Here is a 24,254-nt window from a genome sequence, read left to right as displayed (position 1 = left end):
TCGGACCCCTAGGGTTCGAGCACCAGCCAGCGCCCTTCGACGCCCCATCGATCAAGCGACGACAAAAAGTTCATGCCGATGACGTTGAGGTCGGCCTGGTCCGTAACATGAACCGCCATGTCGTTGCGCTCGATCGGACCGAGCCGCAGGCTGTCGGCGCGCCCGCGCGACACGCGCACCACGCCATTGCCGGTGCGCACCATCTGGTCGCGCCGCGGATTGATCGCGATGCCCGCGGCCTCGGCGGTCGGCCGGCCCAACGTGGTCATGGTCGCGCCGCTGTCGACGAGGAAATTCACCGGCATGCCGTTGACGTCCACCTCGACCCAGAAATGGCCGTCGATCGCCATTGGCACGCGCACTTCGCCCTGCGCGGTGATCGGATCGCCCGTCACCTCGGATTTCAGCCGGTCGCCGACCATCCCGAGATCGTCGCGGAAAGTGAAGATCACGAAGCCCGCGCCGAAAATGGCGACCCAGGCCAACGCCATCTTGGCCAGCTTGGCGATCGGTTCGCGCCGCGTCAGCAGCGCCGACACCACGATCGCCAGCGCGAGCATGATATAGACACCGCCAAGCATCCAGTCGTTGGTCACAGCTTCACTTCCAGTCCGTCATGACAAGGCGCCGCCCAGTCAGGCAGCATCTGACTTAACTGGGCATGATCCATCACGATGTCGAGGTGCGTGAGCCATAATTGCCCGACACCGAGCTCGCGCGCCCAGCCCATCACCGCATCGAGATGGGCGTGCGTCGGATGCGGTTTCACCCCGAGGCAATCGCAGATCCAGACGTCCACGCCCTCGTAGAGGGCTGCCATCTCATCAGTAAGGTCATGAAAATCAATTGCATACGCAAGACTCTTTCCATGCCGATCAAATCGCATGCCGAGGCTCGTGATGCCGCCGTGTGGCTGGTCGACGAAGCGGAAGCGGCCGCCCCGCCAGTCCCGCGACGACCCGAGCGCCTCGGGCTCGAACAGCGCCGGATAGCCGCGGTAGCCGGCGAAGGCATAGGCGAAGCGCCGCTCGAGCTGGTCCAGCGTCTCCTCGCGCGCCCACAGCGGCAACCGCTTGCCCGTCCTCCGCACGAGCCCGCGCAAATCGTCGATACCGTGACAATGGTCGGCATGATCATGTGTGACGACGCAGGCGTCGAGTGACGTCACCTGCGCGTCGAGCAGCTGTTCGCGGCAATCGGGGCCGCAATCGACCAGCAGGCGCCCCTCGCCGGTCTCGAGGAGGATCGAGGAGCGACGCCGCCGGTTCTTCACATTATCGGGATCGCACGCGCCCCAGTTCCCGTCGACATGCGGCACCCCGCCCGAGGTCCCGCAGCCGAGGATGCGAACCTTCACGCCGCCGCTTTGTCAAACAGCCGGAAGAAGTTTGCGCTTGTGCGCTCCTGCAGTTCCCCGAGGTCCTCGCCGCGCAGGTCGGCGACGAAGGCCGCCGTGTCGGCCACGAAGGCCGGCTCGCACGTCTTGCCGCGATGCGGCACCGGCGCGAGAAACGGGCTGTCGGTCTCCACGAGGAAACGGTCTGCCGGCAGCATCTTCGCGGTTTCCTGCAAGTCCTTCGCATTCTTGAAGGTCACGATGCCCGAGAGCGAAATGTAGAAATCGAACTCCAGCGCACGGTCGGCGAGCCACTGCGAACTGGTGAAGCAGTGCAGCACGCCCTTCACCCCGCCCTTGGCGACCTCGCGGCCCAGCATCTCGGCGGTGTCTTCCTCCGCCTCGCGGGTATGCACGACCAGCGGCAGCCCGGTGATCCGCGCCGCCTCGATATGCGCCTGGAAGCGCGCCTTCTGTGCCTCGCGGTCCGACTTGTCGTAATAATAATCGAGCCCGCATTCGCCGATGGCCACCACCTTGGGGTGCTTGGCCGCCTCGACCAGCGCCTCGACGCCCAGATCGGGATGTGCATCGGCCTCGTGCGGATGCACGCCGATGGTCGCCCAGACATCGTCATTGCGCTCGGCGGTAGCGACGATGGCGTCCCATTCCTTCTGCCGCGTCGAGATGTTGAGCATGCCCGTGACGCCGCGCGCACGCGCCGCGTCCAGCACCTCGTCCTGCCGCTCGATGAGGCCCTCGTAATTGAGGTGGCAGTGGCTGTCGATCAGGCTCATGCGTCCTCCGTCTTCATCTCCAGACGCGGAAAGGCCGGGGTCGGTTTCGCGATCGGTGCCCCGCCCTCGCCCGCCGCCAGCTGGTCGAGCACCGACTGCGCGCCCGTCGGCACGACCGGCAGGACCGCCTCGGCCAAGGGCTTGATGGCTGCCGCCAGCGTCCCGAGCACCGCCGCCATCCGCTCGGGATCGGTCTTGCGCAGCGCCCAGGGCGCCATCTCGTCGACATAGGCATTGCAGGCATAGACCGCCTGCAGCCACGCCTCGATGCCTTTCTCGAAAGACCAGCCTTCGAAGTGACTTGGCAGCTGTTCCTCACAGGCCACGCGAACCTTTTCGAGCAACGCGGCATCGGCCTCTTCCGCACCCGCGGCGGGGATCACCCCGTCGAGGTTCTTGTGGATCATCGAGAGCGTGCGCTGGGCAAGGTTGCCGAAGCTGTTGGCGAGTTCGGCATTGACGCGGGTGACCAGACCCTCCTCCCCGACGCTGCCGTCCTGCCCGAAGCTCACTTCGCGCAGGAGATAGTAGCGCAGCGCATCGACGCCATGACGCCGCGCCATCGCCATCGGGTCGACCACATTGCCGAGGCTCTTCGACATTTTCACTCCCCCCTCGCCGAGGAGGAAGCCGTGGGCATAGACCTGTCTTGGCAATTCGATCCCCGCGCTCATCAGGAAGGCGGGCCAGTAGACCGCATGAAAGCGGATGATGTCCTTGCCGATGAGGTGACAGTCGGCGGGCCAATATTTGTCCCAGCGCTCGCCGCCATCGGGATAGCCGACACCGGTGATGTAATTGGTCAGCGCATCGAGCCAGACGTACATGACATGGTCCTCCGACCCCGGCACCGGCACGCCCCAGTCGAAGCTGGTGCGGCTCACCGACAGGTCGCGAAGCCCGCCCTCGATAAAGCTCACCACCTCGTTGCGGCGGCTCTTGGGCGCGATGAAATCGGGATTGGCGGCGATATGGTCGAGCAACGGCTGCTGGTAGGCCGACAGATTGAAGAACCAGGTTTCTTCTACCTGCCATTCGACGGGAGTACCGTGAGGTGAGAGCTTCTCGCCGCTTGCACTCTTGAAAAGCTCGTCTTCGTTGTAGAAGGCCTCGTCGCGCACCGAATACCAGCCCTCGTAGCGCCCGAGATAGAGGTCGCCGCGCTCCTCGAGCTTCTTCCACAGCGCCTGCGCGGCGCGGTGGTGGTCCGCGTCGGTGGTCCGGATGAAGCGGTCGTAAGTGATGCCAAGGTCATCGGCCATCGTCTTGAACATGGACGACATTTTCGCACCCAGTTCGGCGGGCGTCAGCCCCTGCTCGCGCGCTGTCTGCGCCATCTTCAGCCCATGCTCGTCGGTACCGGTCTGGAAATAGACGTCCTTGCCCAGCCCCCGCTGGAAGCGCGCCATGACGTCGGCGGCAATCGCTTCATAGGCGTGGCCGACATGCGGCGCGCCGTTGGGATAGGAGATGGCGGTGGAGAGATAATAGGGCTGTGACATGCCTCGGCGACTAGCCGTGCCGCGCCGCCGCCGCAAGATGGCCCGTCAGCACATAGATGGTCGAGGCAGGGTCGCTCGACAGCCGCGGCGCGAGCTGCGCGGTGCGCCGCGCCTCGGCATAAGCGTCGAGCAGCGTTTCGCGCCGTTGGCCTTCGGCACCCCGCGCCTCCTCCGCCACCAGCCCCGGCAGCATCGACAGGAACAGTGCGTAACGGTCGGCCGCCGCCTTGAGGCCGAGGCTCTTGGCCAGCGCGGCGCGCTTGCCGTTGGTCGGATCGCCCTCGCGCATCAGCATCTTCGCCGCTTCGGCGAGCGGGGTGAGGTCATGCTCGGCAATCGCCAGCGCCCGCCCCGCCGAACCAGCCGACAGGGCCGCGAGCCGTTCGCGCTCGGCCGCATCGCTCTTGGGGCGCACCTGTTCGAGCACGCGCGTAACGTCATGCTGCGACAGCGGCGCGAAATCGAGACGACGGCAACGCGACCGGATCGTCGGCAGCAGCCGGCCCGGCGCATGGGTGATGAGGAAGAAGAGCGTCTTGGCAGGCGGCTCCTCGAGCATCTTCAACAGCGCGTTGGCCGCGCTGGCCTCGAGATCGTCGGCACTGTCGATGATGATGACGCGCCAGTCGCCGAGCGATGGTGTGACCGCGAACAACCCGGCAAGTTCGCGCACCTGCGCCACCGAGATGTTGCGCGCGAGCGCTGTACCCGACTTGTTCATGCCCCGCTCGAGGCGCCGGAAATCGGGGTGCGAGCCCGCTTCCATCAGATGTGCGGTCGGATGGTCGGGTGCGACCTCGAGCCCTTCGCCCGCCGGCATCGGTCCCGCGGCCTCGGCGAGCACGCGCAGCGCCGCGGCCCGCGCGAACGTCGCCTTGCCCACGCCCTTGGGGCCGGCAAGGAGCCAGGCGTGATGCGGTGTGCCCGAGCGCCACGCCTTCACAAAACGGCCGACCGCTTCTTCCTGTCCGATGATCATGGAAGCAGGTCCCCCAGCGCATAGAGGAGCCGCGCCGTCACCGTCGCCGCGCTGCCGCCGGCATCGACCAGCTTCACGCGCTCCGGATCCGTTTCGGCGCTCTTGGCAAAGCCCGCATCGACCATCGCATGATAGGATGGCGGGCGCCCGCCGATCCGGTCGGCGCCATCGGTGTCGCGGGTCGCGGCGCGGCGCGCTCCCTCCCCGCCCTCGAGCCGCAGCACCAGCGTACGGTCAGGCAGGAAATCCTCCGAGCCGAAGCGGTGAAGGTCGCGGATCGCCTCGAACCCGAGCCCGCCCGCCTCGCCCTGGTAGGCGAGCGAGCTGTCGAGGAAACGATCCGAGAGCACCCACTTACCCTCGTCGAGCGCGGGCCGGATCGTCTTGGCGATATGGTCGGCCCGCGCGGCGGCGAACAGCAGTGCCTCGGCGCGCGGCGTCCAGCGCGTTTCCTCGCCCTCGAGCAGGAGCTTGCGGATCGCCTCGGCGCCCGGGCTGCCGCCCGGCTCGCGTGTTACCACGACCTCGAGCCCTCGTCCCTCGAGCGCCTGCGCCAGTGCGGCGAGCTGGGTCGACTTGCCGACCCCCTCACCGCCCTCGAGACTGATGAACCGCCCCCGCACCACCGGTCAGGCCATGCCGAAGAGCTGCTTGAGCCCGATCATCGCGCGGCGGAAGAAGCCCGCTTCCTCGACGGCCTCGCCCGCGACCAGCGGCAGCACCGCTTCCTCGCCATCGACCGTGACGACCAGCTCGGCCACCTTGTCGCCCTTGGCGATCGGGGCCTTGAGCGGCCCTTGGTAACGGATCTTGGCGGTGGGATCGGCGGCGATGCCACCGGCAAAGCTCGCGGCGAGGTCGCGCGGCGCGACCAGCGGGACCGTATCGGCACTGCCGAGCTGGACCTGCGCCTGCCAGACCGTCTCGCCCTCGGCGAAGAGCGGCATGGTGTCCCATGCGTTGAAGCCCCATTCCATGAGCTTCACGCTTTCCGACACGCGCCCGCCATAGCTGTCGAGCCCCGCCACCACCATGATCAGGCGGCGACCGTCGCGCTCGGCCGAACCGGTGAAGCCATAGCCTGCTTCCTCGGTGTGGCCGGTCTTGAGGCCATCGGCCCCCGACACCTTGCCGAACAAGGGGTTGCGGTTGGGCTGGGTGATCGGCTTGCCGCCCTGCGTCTCGCCCCAGGTGAATTCCTGCTTGCCATAATATTTGGCGTAGAGTTCCGGATGATCCTCGATGGTCGAGCGCGCCAGCGTGCCGAGATCGCGCGCGGTGACCAGCGTCGCGCCCTCATCGGGCCAGCCGACCGGATTGCCGAACCGGCTGCCGGTCAGTCCCAGATCCTTGCCCGCCGCATTCATGCGGTCGACGAAGGCCTCCGAGGTCCCCGAGATACATTCGGCCAGCACCATCGTGGCATCGTTCCCCGACACGGTGACCACGCCGTAAAGCAGGTTCTCGACGCTCACTTCCTCGCCCGGCGACAGGAACATGGTCGAGCCCGCCTGCGGCCCCGACCATTCGCGCCACGTCTCGGGGCGCACGGTGCACATCTTGTCCTCGTCGAGCTTGCCCGCATCGATCAGCTCGAAGGCGACATGCGTCGTCATCATCTTGGCCATCGAGGCGGGCGGGATCTGCCGGTCGGCGTCCTTCTCGTAGAGCACCTGCCCCGAGGACAGGTCGATGAGATAGGCGATCGGCGCCTCCCCGTCGAAGCTGGGCGCGGCGGCGACCGCGGCAGCGGCAGCGGGAAGGGCGATGAGCGGCAGGAGGGAGAGGCGCATGGGCAAGCGAACCTTCGAGAGGAATGTGGAAGAAAGGTCTTAGGACGGCGGGGCCCCTGCCCTCAAGGGCTATCGCTCGATCGCGTCGGCGACGAGGCCGATGGTGAGCGCGTAGAAATTGGAGCAGTTGTAATCGAGGATGAGGTCGTAATTCCTCGTCAGGAGATAGGCGGTCCGACCGGGCCCGTCGGGCTCGAACAGCTTGAGCATGACACCATCGGAAAAACTCGTCGTCACGGGCGTCACCCCGAGGCGGCGCCACTCGGCCATCGTCTTCCATTCGCTATGACGGTTGAACACTGCAGGACAGCGCTCGGGCGGGGTTTTCCGCGCGATGGCATTGCGGTCGAGCGAGCGCGGCACGTTGACCGCGATCCCCCAGTCGATGCCGCGCTCCCAGCCCTTCGAGGCCATGTAATTGGCGATCGAGGCGAAAGCGTCGGGCTCCGAGCCCCAGATATCGGCCCAGCCATCGCCATCGCCGTCCTTGGCGAGCTTGAGGATGTTGGTCGGCATGAACTGCGTCTTGCCCGCCGCGCCGGCATAACTGCCGGTGAGATGGCGGCGCGTATAGCCCTTGTCCATGAGCTTCATGGCAGCGACGAACTCGCCCTCGAACAAGTCGCGGCGGCGTCCTTCCCAGGCGAGGCTGCCGAGCGCCTCGAACAGGTCGAAATTGCCCATGATCCGCCCGTAGCTCGTCTCCTTGCCATAAATGGCGACGATGACGTCCTTGTCGACACCATATTGCTGCTGGATGCGGTTGAGCGTGGTCCAGTGCTGCCGCACCTCGGCCTTGCCGCGGCTGATGATGTCGCTCGTGACATGCTTGCGCTGGTAGGGCGCATAGGGCGGGATCCGCGTCGAGCCCGGCGAGCCGCCCGGCTGCGAGCGGTCGAGGTCGATCGAGCGCTGGTTGATGCGCAATCCCGGGATGACCGCATCGACGGTTCGCTGGCTGATCCCTTCGGCGAGGCTACGCGCGGCGAGGTGGCGCTTATAGGCCTCCCAGCTCATCGCCCCCGCGGGCGTCGGCGGCACGGCGGGCGCGGCCTGTGCGGCACCGCTCGCGGCGCCCTCGGGCAGCGGGGCGAGCGGGTCGCGTTCCTGGCCGCAGGCGGGGAGCGCGGCGGCAAACAGGCTCGCGACAAGAAGGGAGATACGCATCAATAGGCTTACGCTCATGCAACCATCCTTATCCCTCGCGGACCGGAAAAACATCCATGTTCATCGCAGCCCTTGCACGATCCGGCCTTTCGCCATAGCGAGGCCTTGCTGAATTGCAGGTGGACGAAAAGTGTTCCGCCGCGCCCTGCGGAGAGGTGGCAGAGCGGTTTAATGCAACGGTCTTGAAAACCGTCGTGGGCGCAAGTCCACCGTGGGTTCGAATCCCACCCTCTCCGCCAAGCTTGTCTTTCCGATGCCCCGGACGCATCATGCCCCTCGAATAGCAGGGGCGTTGTCATGACGGTGCTATCGCTTATCTCGGCTGCATTGCTCGCGCCGCTGCCCGCGCCGCCCGCGAGCCTGCCCGACCATGGCATCGCTGTCGAAGGCGTCACCCGCTACGACGCCGACCACCTCGTCCATTATGCCATCCAGCATATCCGCGAGGCCGGCGAGACGCTGACCGACCACCACCTCGTCGAAGCGGTCGAGATCCTCTACCGTGAAGACGGCTATTTCCTCGCCGAAGCGACCGCCTACCAACGCGATGGCCAGTGGGTCCTTCGGGTCAACGAGGGCCGCATCGACGAGATACGCATCGACGGGCTCGATGATGACGCCGCCCGCGCCATCGCGGAACGCTTCACGCCCCTCGTGGGAATCGATGCGCCGAAACAGCAGGACTTCGACCGCCGCTTCCTCCTCGCCGACGACCTTGCCGGCATCGACCTTCGCGCAAGCCTCCAGCACGAGGGCGGGGACGGCGCGGTCCTTGAACTGCACGGGACGCAACGCGGGCCCACCTTTCTCGTCTCGCTCGATACGATCAACATCGCACCCGGCACCGGTGGCCGCCTCGTCCTCGACTCCGCCGTCACCTCGCTGCTGTCGACCGGCGACCAGCTCCAGGCCACCGCGGTCGGCACGCTCGAACCCGACGACGGGGTCGGACTGGCAGGCATCCTGCGATACCTCACCCCGCTTGGCAGCAGCGGCACCTTTCTCGAGGCGCGCGCCGGCACCGCCTTTGGCGAACGCGACATCGGCACGATCCGCGTCGACAGCACGCTTGAGGGCAAACAGGCCGCGATCGGCATCGGCCACGCCCTGGTGCGCAAGCCCGGCGCCTTTCTCATGATGATCGGCGAAGCCGAATATCGCGACGCCGAGAGCCGCCTCGGCAGCAGCGACTTCCAGAGCAGCAGCCGCGCACTGCGCGCCTTCCTCGTCGGGGGCCATACCGCCGACAATGGCACCTTTGTCGAAGCAGAACTGGCCGCGAGTATCGGCGTCAGCGACGACGCCTCGCTGGTTGCGCCGGGCGAGGACGATGCCGGCTTCGCGCATCTCAACGGCGTGATCGGACTCGCGCTGCCCCTCGGAGGAAAGAGCCAGGTCCAGGTCGAACTGGCGGGCCAACTCGCGTTCGACGACCTGCCCGCGCTCGAGCGCTATTATGCCGGTCACCAGCCCTCGCTACGCGGCTACGGCCTTGGCGAGGCGGTTGGCGACGATGCCGCGATCGGCGCGCTGTCGCTCGACCACCTCCTCGAGGATGGCAGTGATGCGCAGCTGTCGGTCTTCACCTTTCTCGAAGCCGGCGCTTTCCGCCAGCGCGCCAACCGCCTCTCTGCCGGAGACGACTATCGCCTCGCCTCGACCGGCGCGGGTGTACGCGCTCATATCTCGTCGGGGTGGGGATTCGAAAGCTGGCTCGCCGTTCCGCTCGCCGACGGACCGCGCAGCGACGCCGGCAACCTCGCCATCTATGCCCGCATCAGCAAGGCTTTCACCCGATGACCCGCCTGCTTTCCCTTGCCGCCTTCTTTCTCTGGCTGCTCGCCGCCGCCCCCGACGCGGTGGCGCAGGGGCATCATTACGGTTGGTGCCAGGGGATCGGGAACCCGCATCAGAATAGCGCCTGCGGGTCCGTCCCCGACACCACGACGATCACCCCGACGCAGCCAACCAACACGCAACCGAGCCAGACTGCCCTCCCCCCTACCGACGGCAAGCCCACCTACGCGGTCCCGCCCGAGCCACCCAGACAGCAAGTGCCGCCCGAGCCCGTGTACGCCATCCCCCAGCCGGTCCTCCCGCCCCAGCAGGTGCCGAACCCGATGGCGATCCCGCCCCAGCCACCGACGCAGCAGGTCCCGCCCGATCCGGTCGTCAACGTGCCCCAGCCGGTCCTCCCGCCGCAGCAGACACCGACCCCGATGGCGATCCCGCCCCAGCCGCCGACGCAGCAGGTCCCGCCTGATCCGGTCGTCAACGTCCCCCAGCCGGTCCTCCCGCCCCAACAGGTTCCGAACCCGATGGCGATCCCGCCGCAGCCACCGACGCAGCAGGTGCCACCCGATCCGGTCGTCAACGTGCCCCAGCCGGTCCTCCCGCCGCAGCAGACCCCTACCCCGATGGCGATCCCGCCGCAGCCACCGACGCAGCAGGTGCCACCCGATCCGGTCGTCAACGTCCCCCAGCCGGTCCTCCCGCCGCAGCAGACACCGACCCCGATGGCGATCCCGCCCCAGCCGTCGACGCAGCAGGTCCCGCCCGATCCGGTCGTCAACATGCCCCAGCCGGTCCTCCCGCCCCAGCAGGTGCCGACCCCGATGCAGGTGCCCACCCCGATACCGCAAATGGTACCCCAGCCCGTTCCCCAGCAAATCCCGCAGCCGCAGCCCATCCGCGTGCCGCCGATGGTTGCCGTCCCTACCCTGCCGCGTCCCCAGCCGACCACGCAGGGCCCGCAGCCGGTCGGTCAATTGACGACCGTTACCCCGACGCCGACCACGACGACCACGCCCCCCGGCACGACGCTACCGCGCCCGCCGCTCATGATCGTCCCGCAGCCGGGCCGCCAACCGGCCGCGGCGCTCCACCGCGAACAAAGCGGCAGCCTCACCGAATGTGTCTTGTCCGGCCACGGTCGGCGCGTCTGGACCGACGAGACCGGAACGCGGATCTTGTCGACAGGCGTGATGTCGCATTTCGGCCTGTTCGACTTCACGTCACGCACGCTGCCCCTCGATCGCCAGCTTCACGCCGACTGCTCGGTGCGCATCAAACGGCGCTTCGACGACCCGATGCTCGTCGGGCGTCGTTGATCTAGCGCTCGAGTTCGGGAAACAGCCGCTTGAACGCCGCCACCTTGGACGCGTCATGCCGCACGATATGGGGATGGCGCAGGTTCTTCTTCGCGAAATCCTGGTGACAGCCTTCCGCCACCACGACGGGCCAAGCTGGGTGATGTAGGCGCGAGCCTGCCGCTCCCACCCTCTCCGCCATTTTTCCTCGTGCTGCTGTTGTGTTCGCTAGCCGACACCCTAGGATGGGCCGTCCACACCCCCGCGGGACGTGGCTGATCCTTCGTCTTGCGCCATCGATCACGAGGCGGAGCAAGACCAATGGACCATCCCGAACAGCAGCGCGCAGAGGGCACGCGCGCGCACCGGCCCGAAGACGATTTCCCGATCGAACCGCCACTGACGCATTTGCCGATCAAGACCCATGATCGCGGTTTCTATGAGGGGTTCAGCCGTGCGGTCACGGTGCCCGCCAAGGTCACCGTGTCGCTCCTCATCCTCTGGGCGATCTTCTTCCCCGTCAGCGCCAACGAAACGCTGGGCGCGGCCAACAGCGCGATCATCGGCCGCTTCGGCGGCTGGTATGTCTATCTCGTCGCCGCGCTCATGCTCGTCTGCTTCCTGCTCGCGCTGGCCCCGCGCAGCGGCAGCCTCACCATCGGCCTTCCCGGCGAGAAGCCCGAATTCTCCCGGTTGAGCTGGTTCGCCATGCTGTTCGGCGCCGGCATCGGCATCGGGATGCTGACCTATTCCACCGGGGAACCGCTCGCCCATTTCACGAACAATCCCGAGATCATCGCGGGCACCATCAGCCCTGCATCGACCGAAGCCGTCATCCCCGCCTATCGCTACACTTTCCTGCACTGGGGGCTGGCCGCCTGGTGTACTTATGCGCTGGTCGGCCTCGCGATTGGCTATGTCGCCTATCGCCGGGATCTTCCGCTGACCGTCCGCTCGGCGCTCGCACCGCTGTTCGGCACCCGCATGTCGGGGCTCGGCGGGCATGTCGTCGACGTGGTCGCGGTCGTCGCCACCATCCTCGGCGTCGCGGTGACGATGGGGCTCGGTGTCGAACAGTTCGTCGCCGGGCTCGACCGCGTCGGCTTTGGCGATTGGCTGGTCGAGGACGGCAGCGCCACCCTGCCCGCCATCGTGCTCGCGCTCGTGGTCCTCGTCGGCGCTTCGACCATCAGCGCGCTGACCGGCGTCGGGCGCGGCATCAAATGGCTCTCGAACATCAACATGGGGCTGTCCTTCGCCCTCCTCGCGCTTTTCGCGGTGGCGGGTGCGAGCCTGTTCGCGCTCGAACTGCTCGGTGCCGGTATCCTAGACTATCTGCGCCACCTGCCCGAACTTTCGCTGCGCATCTATGGCGATGACGGCAGCGAGATTGCCACCGCGCAGCGCCAGTGGCAGCTCGACTGGTCGATCTTCTACTGGGCATGGTGGATCGCCTTTGCACCCTTCGTGGGCATGTTCATCGCCCGCATCTCGCGCGGGCGCACCATTCGCGAATATGTCTTCGGTGTCGTCCTCGTTCCCTCGCTGATCTGCTTCATCTGGATGACGCTGGCCGGTGGCACCGCCATCTCGCTCGAACTGTCGGGCGAGGCCGGCGGTCGCATTCTCGACACCGCGCTTTCCGACCAGCTCTACGCCACCATCGCGGTGCTCCTCGACCCGGGCGTCGCCGCCATCGTGTCGGGGCTCATCGTCTTCCTCTTGTTGACCTATCTCGTCACTTCGGTCGACAGCGCGATCCTCATCATCAACACGATCAACGGTGCCGGCGAGACCGAGGGACAGCGCCGTCGCCACATCATCTTCTGGGGCGCGGCCCTCGCCTTCATGGTCGGCTCGATGCTGGTGCTCGGCGGGATCGATGCGATCCGCACTACCATGATCCTCGGCGCGCTGCCCTTCTCCTTCGTCGTCGCCATCATGGCGGTCGCGATCGTGAAGGCGGTCGTTTGGGACCTCCGGCGCAAGCATCATGGTGTTTCCACCACTGCCACGACCGACGAATGGACCGAGAACACGCCGCCGCGCGACGGGGCCGATTAGCGGCGAAGCTCGGGAAAAAGTCGCCTGAAGGCCGCCACCTTTGGCGCGTCGTGGCGCACGATATAGGGATGGCGCGGGTTCTTCCTCGCGAAATCCTGATGGTAGGTCGCGGCCGGGATGAAATGCGACCAATCCTCGATCCTCGTCACGATCGGACTGTCATAGACCCCTGCCCGCCCGAGCTGTGCGATAAAGGCGCGCGCCTGTCGTTCCTGCCGCGCATCCATCGGGAAGAAGGCAGTCCGATAATGCGGGCCGACATCGGGGCCCTGCCGGTTGAGCTGGGTGGGATCGGCAATCACCGAGAAATAGACCCGCATGAGTTCGGCATAGGAGACGATGCGCGGATCGAAGACAACCTTCACCGCCTCCGCATGCCCGGTGCCACCCGACACGACCTGACGGTAGCTGACCTTGCGCGACGCGCCGCCCGAAAAGCCCGACACGGCCGAGCGCACGCCCTTCACTTGTTCGAACACCGCCTCGACGCCCCAGAAACAGCCACCGGCGAACACCGCCGTCTCGCTGGCCGCGTCATTCTCGATCACCAGCCTTGCCGCCGGCACCTTCTCATAGCCACTCGCCGATGCCGACCCGCAGGCGGCCAGCGCGAGGGAGGAAAGAAGGGCAAGGGCAAAGGGTCGCATCACGCACCTGTCTGGAGTTCGGGGACATCCTCCGGTTCGCGCACGCCGCGTGGATGGTTACGCTTGAGCTGCTCTTTCAGCACCCGCACCGGCGGGGCGTAGAGGAAACCGAAGGACACGCAGCCATCGCGCCCGTCGACCGCATGATGCAGCCGGTGCGCCTGGTAAAGCCGCTGCGCATAGCCCGACTTGGGCACGATCCGGAACGGCCAGCGCTGGTGCACCAGCCCGTCATGCGCGATGAAATAGAGGATGCCGTAGAGCGTCGTGCCGAGCCCGACATACCACAGCCACACCGGCCCCAGCGCCCCCACCGTGAACATGACGATCGCCAGCCCCGCGAAGACGACGGCGTAGAGGTCGTTCTTCTCGAACAGGCCGTGTGTTTTCTCGTGGTGCGAGGCATGCCAGCCCCAGCCCAGCGCCCCGTGCATCACCCAGCGATGCACCGCATAGGCCGTCAGCTCCATGGCAGCGACCACACCGAAAGCGATCAGCAGCCCCTGCCAGACGGGAAAGGTCGAGAGAAAGTCGAAACTCATGAGGCGTTCTTCGTCCGTTGCCGCACCCGCGGCAGGCGCCACCAGGGCGTGCCGGGATGAAGGTGATGTTCGTGATGATAGCCGAAATGGAAACAGCTCAACAGGCTGCCCCACACCGGAAAGTCGTTCGACCGGCTATTGTGATGATCGGCAAAGGCCTCGCCCTCGACATGGCGGTGCGGGCGATAGGTGCCGAAATAGAAGAGCTGCATCGAGGCGGCAAGCGAGGGGCCCGCCCAGAACAGGATATGCGCCAGCCGCTCCCAGCCGCCGACCGCATAAAGGATCGCGCCATAGGTGATGACGATCGCCCCCGTGACCCAGAAGACATACCAGTCGAGATAGCGCCCCATGAAAGTGGCGTACCAGCGCGGCAGGTTCGTCGGATTGGCGGCATCGAAATCGGGATCGCCCTCGGTGCCGACATGGTCGTGATGCGCGTGATGCTTGGGATGGAGCCGGTCGAAGCTGAACCCCATATAGAGCCGGAGCGCCACCCGCCCGACCAGCCGGTTGACCCGCGGCGCGCCGGGCGCGAGCGAGCCGTGCATCGCGTCATGGGCGATGATGAACAGCCCCACCGACAGCCACGTCTGGACGAGGAAGAGCGCGATGGCGAGCCACGGCTGCTCCCATGCGACGAGCACCCACACCGCCGCGACATGCCCGCCCGCCCACGCGCCGATGATCAGCGCGGCAAGCAGGAGGCCGATCGAGGTCTGGCGGAGGGCGGCGTCACGTTCCATGATCCTTGCCTAGCCTATAGCAGGCAGCGGTGAAACAAGGCTGAACGGCCCGGCACTCCTAGCTTTGCCGCACCGGGTCGGGATGCATCGCGTCCATCCGCCGCGTCCGCCCGTCGGGACAGACGATGCGCACGTGATGGCGCTGGAGATCGCGCGGGCTCGCCACCCCGCAGCTGTGCGCGATCACCCCCACTTCCTTGCGCATCTGGTCGACGAAATGCGCCACCCGCTCGGACTTCTCCTCGGGCACCAGCCCGCGCTGGAGCCGCTTCTTGTGGGTCGTCACGCCGGTCGGGCAATTGTTGGTGTGGCACTTCATCGCCTGGATACAGCCGATGGCGAACATGAAACCGCGCGCCGCATTGATGAAATCGGCGCCCGCCGCCAGCGCCCAGGCGATATCCGAGGGGGTGATCAGCTTGCCCGACACGACGATCCGGATGCGCTCGGTCAGCCCGTGCTTGGCGCGCAGGTCCACTGCCAGCGGCAGCGCCTCGTGGATGACCATGCCGACATTGTCCATCAGCGGCATCGGCGCCGCGCCGGTCCCGCCATCGCCCCCGTCGATGGTGATGAAATCGGGCGCACTCTCCTTGCCGCGCCGCATGATCGCCTCGAAGAAGCCGTCGAGCCAGCAATCATCGCCGAGCACGGTCTTGATCCCCACCGGCAGCCCCGACACGCGGCGCAGCCGGTCGATGAAGTCGAGCAGTTCCTCGTCGTTCGAAATCTCGGGATGGCGATTGGGCGAGATGCTGTCCCTGCCCTCGGGGATGCCGCGGATCTCGGCGATCTCGGCGGTCACCTTGTCGGCGGGCAGGATGCCGCCCTTGCCGGGCTTGGCCCCTTGGGCGAGCTTCAACTCGATCATCCGCACTTCCTCATGCGCGGCGATCGCCTTCAATTTCTCCTCGTTGAGACTGCCATCGTCATTGCGCGCGCCATATTTGGCGGTGCCAAGCTGGAAGACGATGTCGCCCCCGCCCTCGAGATGCGCGGGCGCCAGCCCCCCTTCCCCCGTCGACATCCAGCAGCCCGCCTTGGCCGTGCCGAGCGACAGCGCGCGCACGGCGGGCTTGGACAGCGAACCGTAGCTCATCGAACTCATGTTGAAGAAGCTCGGCGCCTCATAGGGGCGCCTCGCCCCCGGCCCGATCAGCAGCGGCGCGGCCTCCACCGCATCCTCGTCGAGCGTCGGCCAGGCCGCGTTGACGAAGATCGGCGTGCCCACCGGCTGGAGGTTCTTGGTCGAGCCGAACGGGCGCACGTCGCCCTTGCCCGAGGCGGCGCGATCGACCCAGTCGCGCTGGGCGCGGTTGAAGGGCATTTCCTCGCGGTCCATCGCGAAGAAATATTGCCGGAAGAATTCGCCGAGCCGGCTGAACAGGTGGCGGAAGCGCCCGATCACGGGGAAGTTGCGCCGCACCGTGTCGGTCCGCTGGCTGACGTCGATCACGAACAGCACCGCCACCGCCAACACGCCGATGCCGAGCAGCCAGATGAAGCCGATGGCGAGATAGTTGAGGATGGTCTCGGTTGTCGTCACGGGAACTCCTTTGCGCCTGCGTAACAAATGCACGATGCGCAGCAAGGATGCCAGCCGCCTGACCGAGGCCCCGCGAAAGCACCGAAAAGGACAACTGCCCTAGCGGGATCGACCTAGGCCTTGGGTCCTTGGTGGGCCGGTCTAAGGCGTCGCGCTTAGCGCTCCGCTCCGATGCCGCCGGAGCCCCTTCCCGCGTATTTCTGCACCCTCTCGTAAACCGGCTTCCTGGGGCACCTGCGTCCGGGGGCAAGCATCAAGGGGCAGTATCATGGCCAGCATCACCATCAACGGCGACGTAACTCTCGACGAAAGCGACGGCTACCAGGACGGCACTGGAACGTGGCCGACCGGCGAAGACAATAACGACGATGATTATCGTCTCGTCGATACCGGTGACCTGACCGAAGACCCCGAAGATCCGCCCAACCTCATCAACGCCGCGGATTCGATGGAAGAAGAAGCGGCAGACTTCTACATGCGTCTCTTCGACGGCGGCGAACTCGCTCTTGGCGACCCGGCCAAGGATTTCGCCGACGGTATCGGCGTTGGCAAGAGCGCGTCCAACTTCGTCCAGGTCTCGTCTGGCGGTTCCAACATTACCGCGCTGGGGTTCGTGGATGGCAATGGCGATCCCTATGATCCCTACATTGCCGGGTCGACGACCATCACCGATGGCGTTCTGGCTCCTTTCACGACGATCGACGACGAAGCTATCTATCTCTTCCGCGACGTCGATAGCGGCCTGGGCGACCAGATGGTCCTGGGTGTCGATACGAATGGCGACATTGTCCTCGCCATCTATCTGGACCCTGCCGAAAATCTCGAAAGCGCTCGTGTCTGGACAGTCCAGTTCGAAGCGCTGAAGAATGGCGATGATACGAGTGTCGATGAAGCAGTGACGCTCTTCGATGCCATCGGCGTGGGTGCCTCCATCAGCACCGAATTCGACTTCGAATTCCTGCCCTCGGGCCAGAACCTGTTCGGCATCGTCGGTGACGCCTCCTCGGCTGTGGTGATCATTGGCCGCGATCCGGATATCGACGCGGATGGCGAATTCACCAACGCGAGCAACACGATCAACACCTCGCAGGGCGGTGGCCCCACCACCATCGGCGTGAACAACCAGATGTTCAACGGTGGCAACCCGATCGGCGAAGGTGGCTATTTCGCCTTCGTCGAAGGGGCCAATCCCAGCTACACCGCCACGGGCGAGCCGGGTGATCTCGACCAGAACGAGGCCGACGACGCCGACAATATCGACTTCACCAACCGTAAGGAGGTCGATGGCGGTTTCTTCAAGATCAGCCAGACACAGGGCAACGACCCCGTCTCGATCCAACTCACCTTGTGGAACGGCAATGACGCCGATGGCCAGGCATTCGTGAACGCGCTCGAAGGCAACAATTACGGTGCCGCCGTCATGGTAACCTCCATCGTGGTCAAGGATGCCGCCGGCAATCCGATTACCAATGGGACGATGGGCGTCAGCTGGTCGATCGATGGCAGTGGTGTCGCCACGATCAATGGCCTTGAGGCCAATTACATCGTCGAATGGTCGAGCGGTGGCACCCTTCACGATGCCGTCCTCATCGAAGCGATCAGCGGCAAGTTCGACATCGGCCTCATCGGCATCAACGAGCCCTCGAGCATCACCCAGGATATCGGTGCCGAGCTTCGTTTCGAAGATGATGGCCCCGGGCCGGTCATTGAACTGAAGGGTGGCGTCGTGCTGGTCGATGAAACCACCGGCCAAAATGCTGGCGAGGATGAAAATACATCCTTCGGGAAGAACCAGACGATCCTCACCGACCTGTTCGATGAAGTGCTGACACCGGAAAATCCCGGAGATCCGATTTCCATTTACGGCACGGACGGTGCGGGCAGCACGGCCTGGACGCTCGGCCTCGATCCGACCGGTACCGGGGAATCGGGGCTGTTCGACAGCTTGACCGGCCAGAAGATCAAGCTTTTTGAGATCACCGACACCAAGGTCGGCGGCTACATCCTCACCGATGAGTTGGACCCGACCTCCGCGAAGATCTGGTGCTTCGAGGTCGAGATCATCTTCGACTGGGATCCCGACGGCCCCGACTTCGGCGATGATCCGGTCGACGTCGTGCAACTCAACGTCATGCGGGCCGTCAAGCACCCCGATGCCACGGACCCCGACGAACCCTACGATCCCGATCCTGCCAACAATGCGGCGCTGACCATCGCCGAAGGCGAAATCCTCGCCTGGCTGACCAAGACCGACGCCGACGGCGATGAAGAGGCGGTTTCGCTCGACATCGGCGGCATCCTCTACTTCGAGGATGATGCCCCGACCGCTGGCCTGACGCTCAAGAATGGCGCCAAGGTGCTGGTCGATGAATCGATCGGCGAAAATGGTGCGCCCGAAACCGAACCTGCCGGCACGCTCGGCAAGATCACGGTCGCCGGTGCCACCATCTTCAACGACACTTCGGTGGCGGGCAATGACGGCGAGAAATCACGCGTCTTCACGCTCAAGCTGACCGACGGTGACGGCTCCGACAGCGGCGTCGACGACACCGACACCGGCCAGAGCATCTGGCTCTACAAGTCGGGCGCGGATGTCGTCGGCCTCGTGGGCAGCGGCGGTGCCGCCGATCCGGCGGGCGCCATGGCCTTCAAGATCGAGATCAATTCGACTGACGGCAGCCTCACGCTGACCCAATATCGGGCGCTCATCCACGGCAATACCGCCGATCCCGACGAGGCCGGCGCGCCGCTCGCCCTCTCGAACCTCAAGGTCGAGGCGGAAGTGACGATCACCGACAATGACGATGACCCCGACACGGCATCGGTCGACATCAGCCCGATCATCCAGTTCGAGGATAGCGGGCCGAGCATCGGCTCGATCGCCAACAGCACGGTCGACTTCGCGGTCGGCAGCTATGGCCCCGTGACCCTCAATGGCGCGGTCGGTTCGGATCCCAATCCGAACACCGTCAACTCGACGGCCAACCGCTATGTGCTGACCGACTGGGAAGGCAAGACGGGCGGCGATGTCACCTATGGCGACATCACGCTCCGGGCCTTCGCCAACGCCAGCAATACTGAGGTCAAATATTGGTATGACGCCGATGGCGACGGCTATGGAGATGCGGACGACGTCCTCTACTTCACCCTGTCGCTCAACCAGGCCGGTGCGGGCAGCTACAGCTTCGCGGTCAACGCCGCGCCGCAGCCGCCCAAGGCCTTCGACTTCAGCAACCTGCCGTCGGGCCAGAACATCTTCGGCATGCTCGAGGATGGCGGTGAGGGCCTCGTGATCATCGCCAAGGAGCCCAATTTCGACGGCGATGGCGAGCTGACCAAGGACAGCAACACCATCAACACCTCCAAGGGTGGTGGTGATGTGACCATCGGGTCGAACAACCAGATGATCGATCCCGGCGAAGGCGTCTACTTCACGCTCGTGATCGGCCCCAATCCGGCCTATTCGAACCAGGGACTGGATTCGAACGAGGCCGACGATGTCGACAATATCGAATTCACCTCCCGCAAGGACGTGAAGGCGACCTTCCTCGATGTCGTCCAGGTGCAGGGCAACAGCCCGGCGACCATGCTCATCAAGGCGTTCAACTTCGGCAACAACGCCGGTCCCGCCAATGATGCCGGAAGCCGCCTGTTCGCCACCTCGACCGGCGACGATGCCAATGGCGGGCTGGCCGATCCCGGTGCAATGGGTGTCGCCCTCGCCAAGATCACGGTCCTCCACATCGATCCCGGTACGGGAGTGCAGACGGTGATGGCGGTCTATTCCTCGGCGCCGGTGGGATCGGAGATCAACATTTCGACCATCCACGTGGGGAATAACGGCTACGAATTGCCCGACATCGACGAGGACTATCGGATCATTATCGAGACCAACGGTACCGATGAATTCGACCAGGTCTATGTCGAGGGTGTCGCAGGCAAGTTCGACATCGGCGGCTTCGGCACGCTGGAATCGCCGCCGATCCCCGACCTCGTGCTCGGCTTCACTGCCAAGATCACCGACGGTGACGGCGATAGCGCCAGCGACAGCTGGTATGTCGGGGTCGACGGGACCGGTGATTTCGACGACGACAATGTCGTCTTCCCCGCCTCGCTCGCCCCTGCCTCGGCGAGCCTCGCCGAAGAGGGTGTGCCCGAGATGGGCCTCCTCGTCCTCGATCCCGACGATGACCTCGTCCTGATCTGAAGACGGCACCGTTCTCGCCTGGACACGCCCCCGTCCAGGTGGGAGCCGGGGCGGCAGCACCGAGTGACCCTCCCAAGGGTGCCGCCCCGGCACTGGGAGGGTCTTTCTTGCGCGGCGGGTCCGCGACTCGGGCGGCCCGGGCGGGGCTTTAAGCGGCATTTAAAGAGGCACATCGCCCCTCCCCCAAATCACCTAGGTGGATTTTGCCTCTACCGTCAAAAGTCGCCGTAAACCGCTGTGTCATTATTGATCATTGTTAACTTTGGGTTTACCAAGTGACTGCTCGGTGACGCTTCCCAATCCTCCGGTTTTCGAACCGGATCACCACCGGAAGGTCCGCCATCGGTTGCGAGCGACACGCTGTCGATGAAAGGGGGTTACAAGTGAACGCCACTGCTCTCGAACCAAGCGCGACCTGGCATTTGACCGGGCGCGAAAGCCGGATCGTCGAGCTGGTTGCCCTGGGCAAATCGTCCAAGGAAGTCGCCAAGACGCTGACCATCTCGCCGTCCACCGTGGATACCCATCTCGAAAATGCCAAGCTCAAGCTCGGTGCGCACAATCGCGCCAGCCTGATCGCCCGCGCGGTTGCCGCGGGGCTCATCCGTTTCGAGGAGGATGGCTCTATCATCGAGCATCCTGCGCCCGACGAAGCCGCGGACAGCGGTCAGGGCAATGCTCGGTGAGCCGCTAGACGCTCCATCGCAAGGGGGAGCCTTCAGGGACCGCCTGCGCGCCGGGCTTCTCGCCTGCCGCTCGCACTGGCGCTATGCCGCGCTTTTCAGCGCCGGCTTCAACCTGCTCTTCCTCGTGCCGATGCTGTACCTCCTCCAGGTCTATGACCGGGTGGTGCCGACGCGTGGCGGGCTGACCCTCCTCTTCCTCACTCTCTTCCTCATTGTCGCGGTCGTGGCGATGGGCGTGCTCGACTATGCCCGCGGCCGCCTTCTCGTGCGCGCCAGCATCCGGCTCGACCGCATGCTCGCCGACCCGCTCCTCCAGCTCGCTTATGCCCGCGCGCCGGGCAGCAGCGAGGCCCGCCGGCTGATGCGCGAATTCGACACGCTGCGTCGCGCCATGTCGGGATCGGCCATCCTCGCGCTGTTCGATGCGCCCTGGACGCCGCTCTACATCCTCATCTGCTTCATCATCCACCCCGCCATCGGCTTCCTGGCGCTTTTCGGTGCCGGCCTGCTGCTCGGCCTGACCTGGCTCAACCACCGCCGCACCTCGGCACCGCTCGAGGAGGCCAACAGCGCCGCCGCCGCGGCCTATGCCAGCCACGACCGCACGCTGACCGATGCGGGCGTGGTGCGCGCGCTCGGCATGCGCAACGCGCTCGTCGCCCGCCAGATCGGCGAGCGGGCGCGCATGATCGGCCAGCAGGCGATCGCGAGCTTTGCCGGCAGCTCGATCGGCGCCGCCTCCAAGGCGCTCCGCCTCCTCCTCCAATCGCTGGCCCTCGGCCTCGGCGCCCTGCTGGCGATCAACGAACTGGTGACGCCGGGAGCAATTTTCGCCTCCATGTTCCTCGTTGGCCGCGCGCTCTCGCCGATCGACCGGCTCGTCGGTGCATGGCGCCAGATGGTGGATGCGCGGCAGGCCTGGCGGATCATCAACCGCAGCGCCGAGGGCGAGACCCCGCTCGACGAGCATACCGCCCTGCCCGCCCCCACCGGCCGCCTGGCGCTCAAGGGCGTCTCGCTCGACCCCGGACATGGCGAGCGCCCCATCCTCGACGACATCGACCTCGAGATCGCCGCGGGCGAAGCGGTCGCCATCATCGGCCCCTCGGGCGCGGGCAAGACCAGCCTCCTCTCGCTCATCGCCGGCGCGCTCGAACCCGATGCCGGCACCATCCGCTTCGACGGCGCCGACCGCCGCGACTGGGACAGCGAGGCGCTAGCCCGCTTCATCGGCTTCATGCCCCAGCACCCCACCCTCATGGCGGGCAGCGTGCGCGACAATGTCGCCCGTTTTTCGCAAGGAGAGGGCGTGGAGCGCGAGCGCATCGATGCCGAGGTCGTCGAGGCTGCCAAGAAGGCCGGCGCGCACGAACTCATCCTCAACCTCTCCGACGGCTACGACCATAAGCTCGGGCTCGGCGGTAGCGGCCTCTCGATGGGGCAGGCCCAGCGCATCGCGCTCGCCCGTGCCCTCTACGAGGACCCGCCCTACCTGCTCCTCGACGAGCCCAATGCCCATCTCGACGCCGATGGCGACCTCCAGCTTATCGAGGCGCTCAACGATGCCAAGGAAGCGGGCACGACCCTCGTCATCGTGGTCCACCGGCTGAGCGTTCTTCCCGTCCTCGACCGCATCGTGCTGCTGCGCGACGGGCGCATCGAGCTCGACGGCCCCAAGGACGAGGTGCTCGCGCGGATCGGCCACGGCCAGCCCCGTGTCACCCGCCACCATGTGAAGATGGGAGGCGACAAATGAACGGCCCCGTGATCCCCGACCCCGACAAGGCGCAACTGCCCGTCCCCGCGGGCCAGGCCGTCGCGGCATACGAGGCACATGACGACCCGCGCCGCGAGATCCGCATCGGCTGGATCGTGCTCGGCCTGTTCATCGCCGCGCTGCTGCTCGGCGGCACCCTCATCCGGCTCGATGCCGCCGCTTATGCGCAGGGCGAACTTGTCGTCTCGGGCCAGCGCAAGCCCGTCCAGCATCGCGACGGCGGGGTCGTCGCCACCCTCCTCGTCAAGGACGGCCAGGTCGTCGAGAAGGGCGATGTCCTCGTCCGCCTCGTCGCCGCCGAGGTCGCCGCCGAGGAACGCGCTCTCACCAGCGAGGAAATCGGGCTCCTCGCCGAACGCGCCCGCCTGCGCGCCGAACAGTCGGGCCAGTCGACCATTACCCCACCCCCGCAATTCGCCCGTCTCGCCCGCGACGAGGACCGCGCCATCGCCGCTGCCGCCCTCGACCTCCAGCAGCGCCAGCTCGCCAGCCGCGCCGCGCTCCTGTCCACCACCCGGTCGGTCATCGGCCAGCAGTCGGCGCAGGCCGTGCAGGAAGCCGAGGGCGCGCGCCGCCAGGCGGTCGCCGCCGACGAGCAGCGCCGCCTCCTCGACGAGGAACTGGCCGCACTCGCCCCGGTCGCCGAGAAGGGTTTCGTCTCGAAGAACCGCCTGCGCGCGCTCGAACGCGCCCGCGCCGACCTCGTCGGCCAGGGCGGCGCCTTTGCCGCGGGCGAAGCCTCTTCGCGTGCCGCAGTCGCGCAAGGGCAGATGCAAGCCGCGCAGGCCCTCAGCGCCCATTATGACCGCGTCTCCGAGGAACTGCGCTCGGTCGAGGCCGCGCTGCGCGAGGTCGCCCCCCGCGCCCGCGCCGCCCGCGACAAGCTCGCCGCGACCGAGATCCGCGCCCCTGCCAGCGGCACGGTCGTCGGCATGACGCTTGCCGGCGCGGGCGAGGTGATCCAGCCGGGGCAGAAGCTGATGGACGTGGTGCCCGAGCGCGCGCCGCTCGTCATCGCCGCCCAGTTCGATCCTTCCGAGGCCGACGATCTCAACGTGGGCCAGGTCACCCGCGTGCGCTTTTCCTCCCTGCACGAACGCTCGCTTCCCGACCTTCGCGGCACGCTCACCAACCTGTCCGCCGACCGGCTCGAGGACGAACGCAGCGGCCTCGGCTTCTTCAGCGCCGAGGTCACCGTGCCGTCCAGCGAGATCGACGAGATCCGCCTGCGTCGCGGCGAGGATTTCGAATTGCGCCCCGGCATGCCCGTGGAAGTGCTCGTGCCGCTACGCAAGCGTAGCGCGCTCGACTATCTCCTCGAGCCCCTCCGCGGCGCCTTCTGGAAGAGTTTCCGCGAGCATTAGGCCCCGCGTCCC

At 66.2% G+C, this 24,254-nt stretch carries 19 protein-coding genes and 1 tRNA gene; 8 read left to right on the top strand and 12 right to left on the bottom strand.

Annotated elements, in window-relative coordinates; all coding sequences use genetic code 11:
- Positions 1 to 8: 8 nt before the first annotated feature.
- From NUW81_RS00970 to NUW81_RS00935, 8 genes are all read right to left on the bottom strand, one after another.
- The gene (locus tag NUW81_RS00970; protein WP_245109397.1) at positions 9 to 596 is read right to left on the bottom strand and encodes a retropepsin-like aspartic protease family protein; all 588 of its coding nucleotides are present in this window, start codon (positions 594 to 596) and stop codon (positions 9 to 11) included.
- On the bottom strand, positions 593 to 1,357 hold the full coding sequence (locus tag NUW81_RS00965; RefSeq protein ID WP_245109395.1) for an MBL fold metallo-hydrolase: 765 nt from the start codon (positions 1,355 to 1,357) through the stop codon (positions 593 to 595). Before NUW81_RS00965 ends, NUW81_RS00970 begins: the two co-directional genes overlap by 4 nt.
- Complete coding sequence (locus NUW81_RS00960; protein WP_245109392.1) at positions 1,354 to 2,133, bottom strand: TatD family hydrolase; 780 nt, start codon at positions 2,131 to 2,133, stop codon at positions 1,354 to 1,356. The genes NUW81_RS00965 and NUW81_RS00960 overlap by 4 nt, the downstream gene beginning before the upstream one ends.
- Positions 2,130 to 3,635 (bottom strand): methionine--tRNA ligase, encoded by a 1,506-nt coding sequence (gene metG / locus NUW81_RS00955; protein ID WP_245109390.1) that lies wholly within the window; start codon positions 3,633 to 3,635, stop codon positions 2,130 to 2,132. The genes NUW81_RS00960 and metG overlap by 4 nt, the downstream gene beginning before the upstream one ends.
- Positions 3,636 to 3,645: 10 nt before the next feature.
- Positions 3,646 to 4,614, bottom strand: coding sequence for a DNA polymerase III subunit delta' (locus NUW81_RS00950; RefSeq protein WP_245109388.1), 969 nt, complete (start codon positions 4,612 to 4,614; stop codon positions 3,646 to 3,648).
- On the bottom strand, positions 4,611 to 5,240 hold the full coding sequence (gene tmk / locus NUW81_RS00945; protein ID WP_245109386.1) for a dTMP kinase: 630 nt from the start codon (positions 5,238 to 5,240) through the stop codon (positions 4,611 to 4,613). The genes NUW81_RS00950 and tmk overlap by 4 nt, the downstream gene beginning before the upstream one ends.
- Positions 5,241 to 5,243: 3 nt before the next feature.
- Complete coding sequence (locus NUW81_RS00940) at positions 5,244 to 6,407, bottom strand: D-alanyl-D-alanine carboxypeptidase family protein (protein ID WP_245109383.1); 1,164 nt, start codon at positions 6,405 to 6,407, stop codon at positions 5,244 to 5,246.
- Positions 6,408 to 6,476: 69 nt separating this feature from the next.
- Positions 6,477 to 7,574, bottom strand: coding sequence for a lytic murein transglycosylase (locus tag NUW81_RS00935; RefSeq protein ID WP_260508517.1), 1,098 nt, complete (start codon positions 7,572 to 7,574; stop codon positions 6,477 to 6,479).
- Positions 7,575 to 7,723: 149 nt separating this feature from the next.
- Here NUW81_RS00935 and NUW81_RS00930 point away from each other — a divergent pair.
- From NUW81_RS00930 to NUW81_RS00915, 4 genes are all read left to right on the top strand, one after another.
- Positions 7,724 to 7,813, top strand: a tRNA-Ser gene (locus tag NUW81_RS00930).
- A gap of 58 nt (positions 7,814 to 7,871) precedes the next feature.
- Positions 7,872 to 9,374 carry a ShlB/FhaC/HecB family hemolysin secretion/activation protein gene (locus NUW81_RS00925; protein ID WP_245109377.1) on the top strand — a complete coding sequence of 501 codons (1,503 nt, stop codon included), beginning with the start codon at positions 7,872 to 7,874 and terminating at the stop codon, positions 9,372 to 9,374.
- A 269-nt stretch (positions 9,375 to 9,643) separates the two neighbouring features.
- The gene (locus NUW81_RS00920; protein WP_245109375.1) at positions 9,644 to 10,684 is read left to right on the top strand and encodes a hypothetical protein; all 1,041 of its coding nucleotides are present in this window, start codon (positions 9,644 to 9,646) and stop codon (positions 10,682 to 10,684) included.
- Between the two features lie 300 nt (positions 10,685 to 10,984).
- Positions 10,985 to 12,727, top strand: coding sequence for a BCCT family transporter (locus NUW81_RS00915; protein ID WP_245109373.1), 1,743 nt, complete (start codon positions 10,985 to 10,987; stop codon positions 12,725 to 12,727).
- On the opposite strand, the gene msrA is transcribed toward NUW81_RS00915, so the two are convergent.
- From msrA to NUW81_RS00895, 4 genes are read right to left on the bottom strand one after another with little or no spacing between them, the layout of a single operon-like run.
- Positions 12,724 to 13,374 carry a peptide-methionine (S)-S-oxide reductase MsrA gene (gene msrA, locus NUW81_RS00910; protein WP_245109371.1) on the bottom strand — a complete coding sequence of 217 codons (651 nt, stop codon included), beginning with the start codon at positions 13,372 to 13,374 and terminating at the stop codon, positions 12,724 to 12,726. The genes NUW81_RS00915 and msrA overlap by 4 nt on opposite strands.
- Positions 13,374 to 13,916, bottom strand: a complete 543-nt coding sequence (locus tag NUW81_RS00905) for a sterol desaturase family protein (protein WP_245109369.1) — start codon at positions 13,914 to 13,916, stop codon at positions 13,374 to 13,376. The genes msrA and NUW81_RS00905 overlap by 1 nt, the downstream gene beginning before the upstream one ends.
- Entirely contained in the window at positions 13,913 to 14,662 is a 750-nt protein-coding gene (locus NUW81_RS00900; RefSeq protein WP_245109367.1) for a fatty acid desaturase, read from the bottom strand. Before NUW81_RS00900 ends, NUW81_RS00905 begins: the two co-directional genes overlap by 4 nt.
- A 58-nt stretch (positions 14,663 to 14,720) precedes the next feature.
- Complete coding sequence (locus NUW81_RS00895) at positions 14,721 to 16,208, bottom strand: FMN-binding glutamate synthase family protein (protein ID WP_245109365.1); 1,488 nt, start codon at positions 16,206 to 16,208, stop codon at positions 14,721 to 14,723.
- Between the two features lie 268 nt (positions 16,209 to 16,476).
- Here NUW81_RS00895 and NUW81_RS00890 point away from each other — a divergent pair, with 268 nt between their 5' ends.
- From NUW81_RS00890 to NUW81_RS00875, 4 genes are all read left to right on the top strand, one after another.
- Positions 16,477 to 20,415: a DUF5801 repeats-in-toxin domain-containing protein gene (locus NUW81_RS00890; RefSeq protein WP_245109363.1), complete on the top strand. Its 3,939-nt coding sequence runs from the start codon at positions 16,477 to 16,479 to the stop codon at positions 20,413 to 20,415.
- Positions 20,416 to 20,798: 383 nt separating this feature from the next.
- On the top strand, positions 20,799 to 21,101 hold the full coding sequence (locus NUW81_RS00885) for a response regulator transcription factor (protein WP_245109361.1): 303 nt from the start codon (positions 20,799 to 20,801) through the stop codon (positions 21,099 to 21,101).
- The gene (locus tag NUW81_RS00880; protein WP_245109359.1) at positions 21,091 to 22,857 is read left to right on the top strand and encodes a type I secretion system permease/ATPase; all 1,767 of its coding nucleotides are present in this window, start codon (positions 21,091 to 21,093) and stop codon (positions 22,855 to 22,857) included. Before NUW81_RS00885 ends, NUW81_RS00880 begins: the two co-directional genes overlap by 11 nt.
- Positions 22,854 to 24,242: an HlyD family type I secretion periplasmic adaptor subunit gene (locus tag NUW81_RS00875; protein WP_245109357.1), complete on the top strand. Its 1,389-nt coding sequence runs from the start codon at positions 22,854 to 22,856 to the stop codon at positions 24,240 to 24,242. Before NUW81_RS00880 ends, NUW81_RS00875 begins: the two co-directional genes overlap by 4 nt.
- Positions 24,243 to 24,254: the final 12 nt, after the last annotated feature.

Source organism: Sphingomicrobium aestuariivivum (genome assembly GCF_024721585.1).
Classification (GTDB): Bacteria; Pseudomonadota; Alphaproteobacteria; order Sphingomonadales; family Sphingomonadaceae; genus Sphingomicrobium; species Sphingomicrobium aestuariivivum.
This window is presented reverse-complemented; position numbering and strand designations above follow the sequence as displayed.

What these genes read in the sequence shown, in the direction of transcription:
- NUW81_RS00935 (WP_260508517.1), bottom strand. Translation starts at nt 7,574, where the DNA reads ATGCGTATCTCCCTTCTTGTCGCGAGCCTGTTTGCCGCCGCGCTCCCC.
- NUW81_RS00915 (WP_245109373.1), top strand. Translation starts at nt 10,985, where the DNA reads ATGGACCATCCCGAACAGCAGCGCGCAGAGGGCACGCGCGCGCACCGG.
- NUW81_RS00875 (WP_245109357.1), top strand. Translation starts at nt 22,854, where the DNA reads ATGAACGGCCCCGTGATCCCCGACCCCGACAAGGCGCAACTGCCCGTC.
- NUW81_RS00900 (WP_245109367.1), bottom strand. Translation starts at nt 14,662, where the DNA reads ATGGAACGTGACGCCGCCCTCCGCCAGACCTCGATCGGCCTCCTGCTT.
- NUW81_RS00890 (WP_245109363.1), top strand. Translation starts at nt 16,477, where the DNA reads ATGGCCAGCATCACCATCAACGGCGACGTAACTCTCGACGAAAGCGAC.
- NUW81_RS00960 (WP_245109392.1), bottom strand. Translation starts at nt 2,133, where the DNA reads ATGAGCCTGATCGACAGCCACTGCCACCTCAATTACGAGGGCCTCATC.
- NUW81_RS00905 (WP_245109369.1), bottom strand. Translation starts at nt 13,916, where the DNA reads ATGAGTTTCGACTTTCTCTCGACCTTTCCCGTCTGGCAGGGGCTGCTG.
- NUW81_RS00925 (WP_245109377.1), top strand. Translation starts at nt 7,872, where the DNA reads ATGACGGTGCTATCGCTTATCTCGGCTGCATTGCTCGCGCCGCTGCCC.
- msrA (WP_245109371.1), bottom strand. Translation starts at nt 13,374, where the DNA reads ATGCGACCCTTTGCCCTTGCCCTTCTTTCCTCCCTCGCGCTGGCCGCC.
- NUW81_RS00940 (WP_245109383.1), bottom strand. Translation starts at nt 6,407, where the DNA reads ATGCGCCTCTCCCTCCTGCCGCTCATCGCCCTTCCCGCTGCCGCTGCC.
- NUW81_RS00950 (WP_245109388.1), bottom strand. Translation starts at nt 4,614, where the DNA reads ATGATCATCGGACAGGAAGAAGCGGTCGGCCGTTTTGTGAAGGCGTGG.
- metG (WP_245109390.1), bottom strand. Translation starts at nt 3,635, where the DNA reads ATGTCACAGCCCTATTATCTCTCCACCGCCATCTCCTATCCCAACGGC.
- NUW81_RS00880 (WP_245109359.1), top strand. Translation starts at nt 21,091, where the DNA reads ATGCTCGGTGAGCCGCTAGACGCTCCATCGCAAGGGGGAGCCTTCAGG.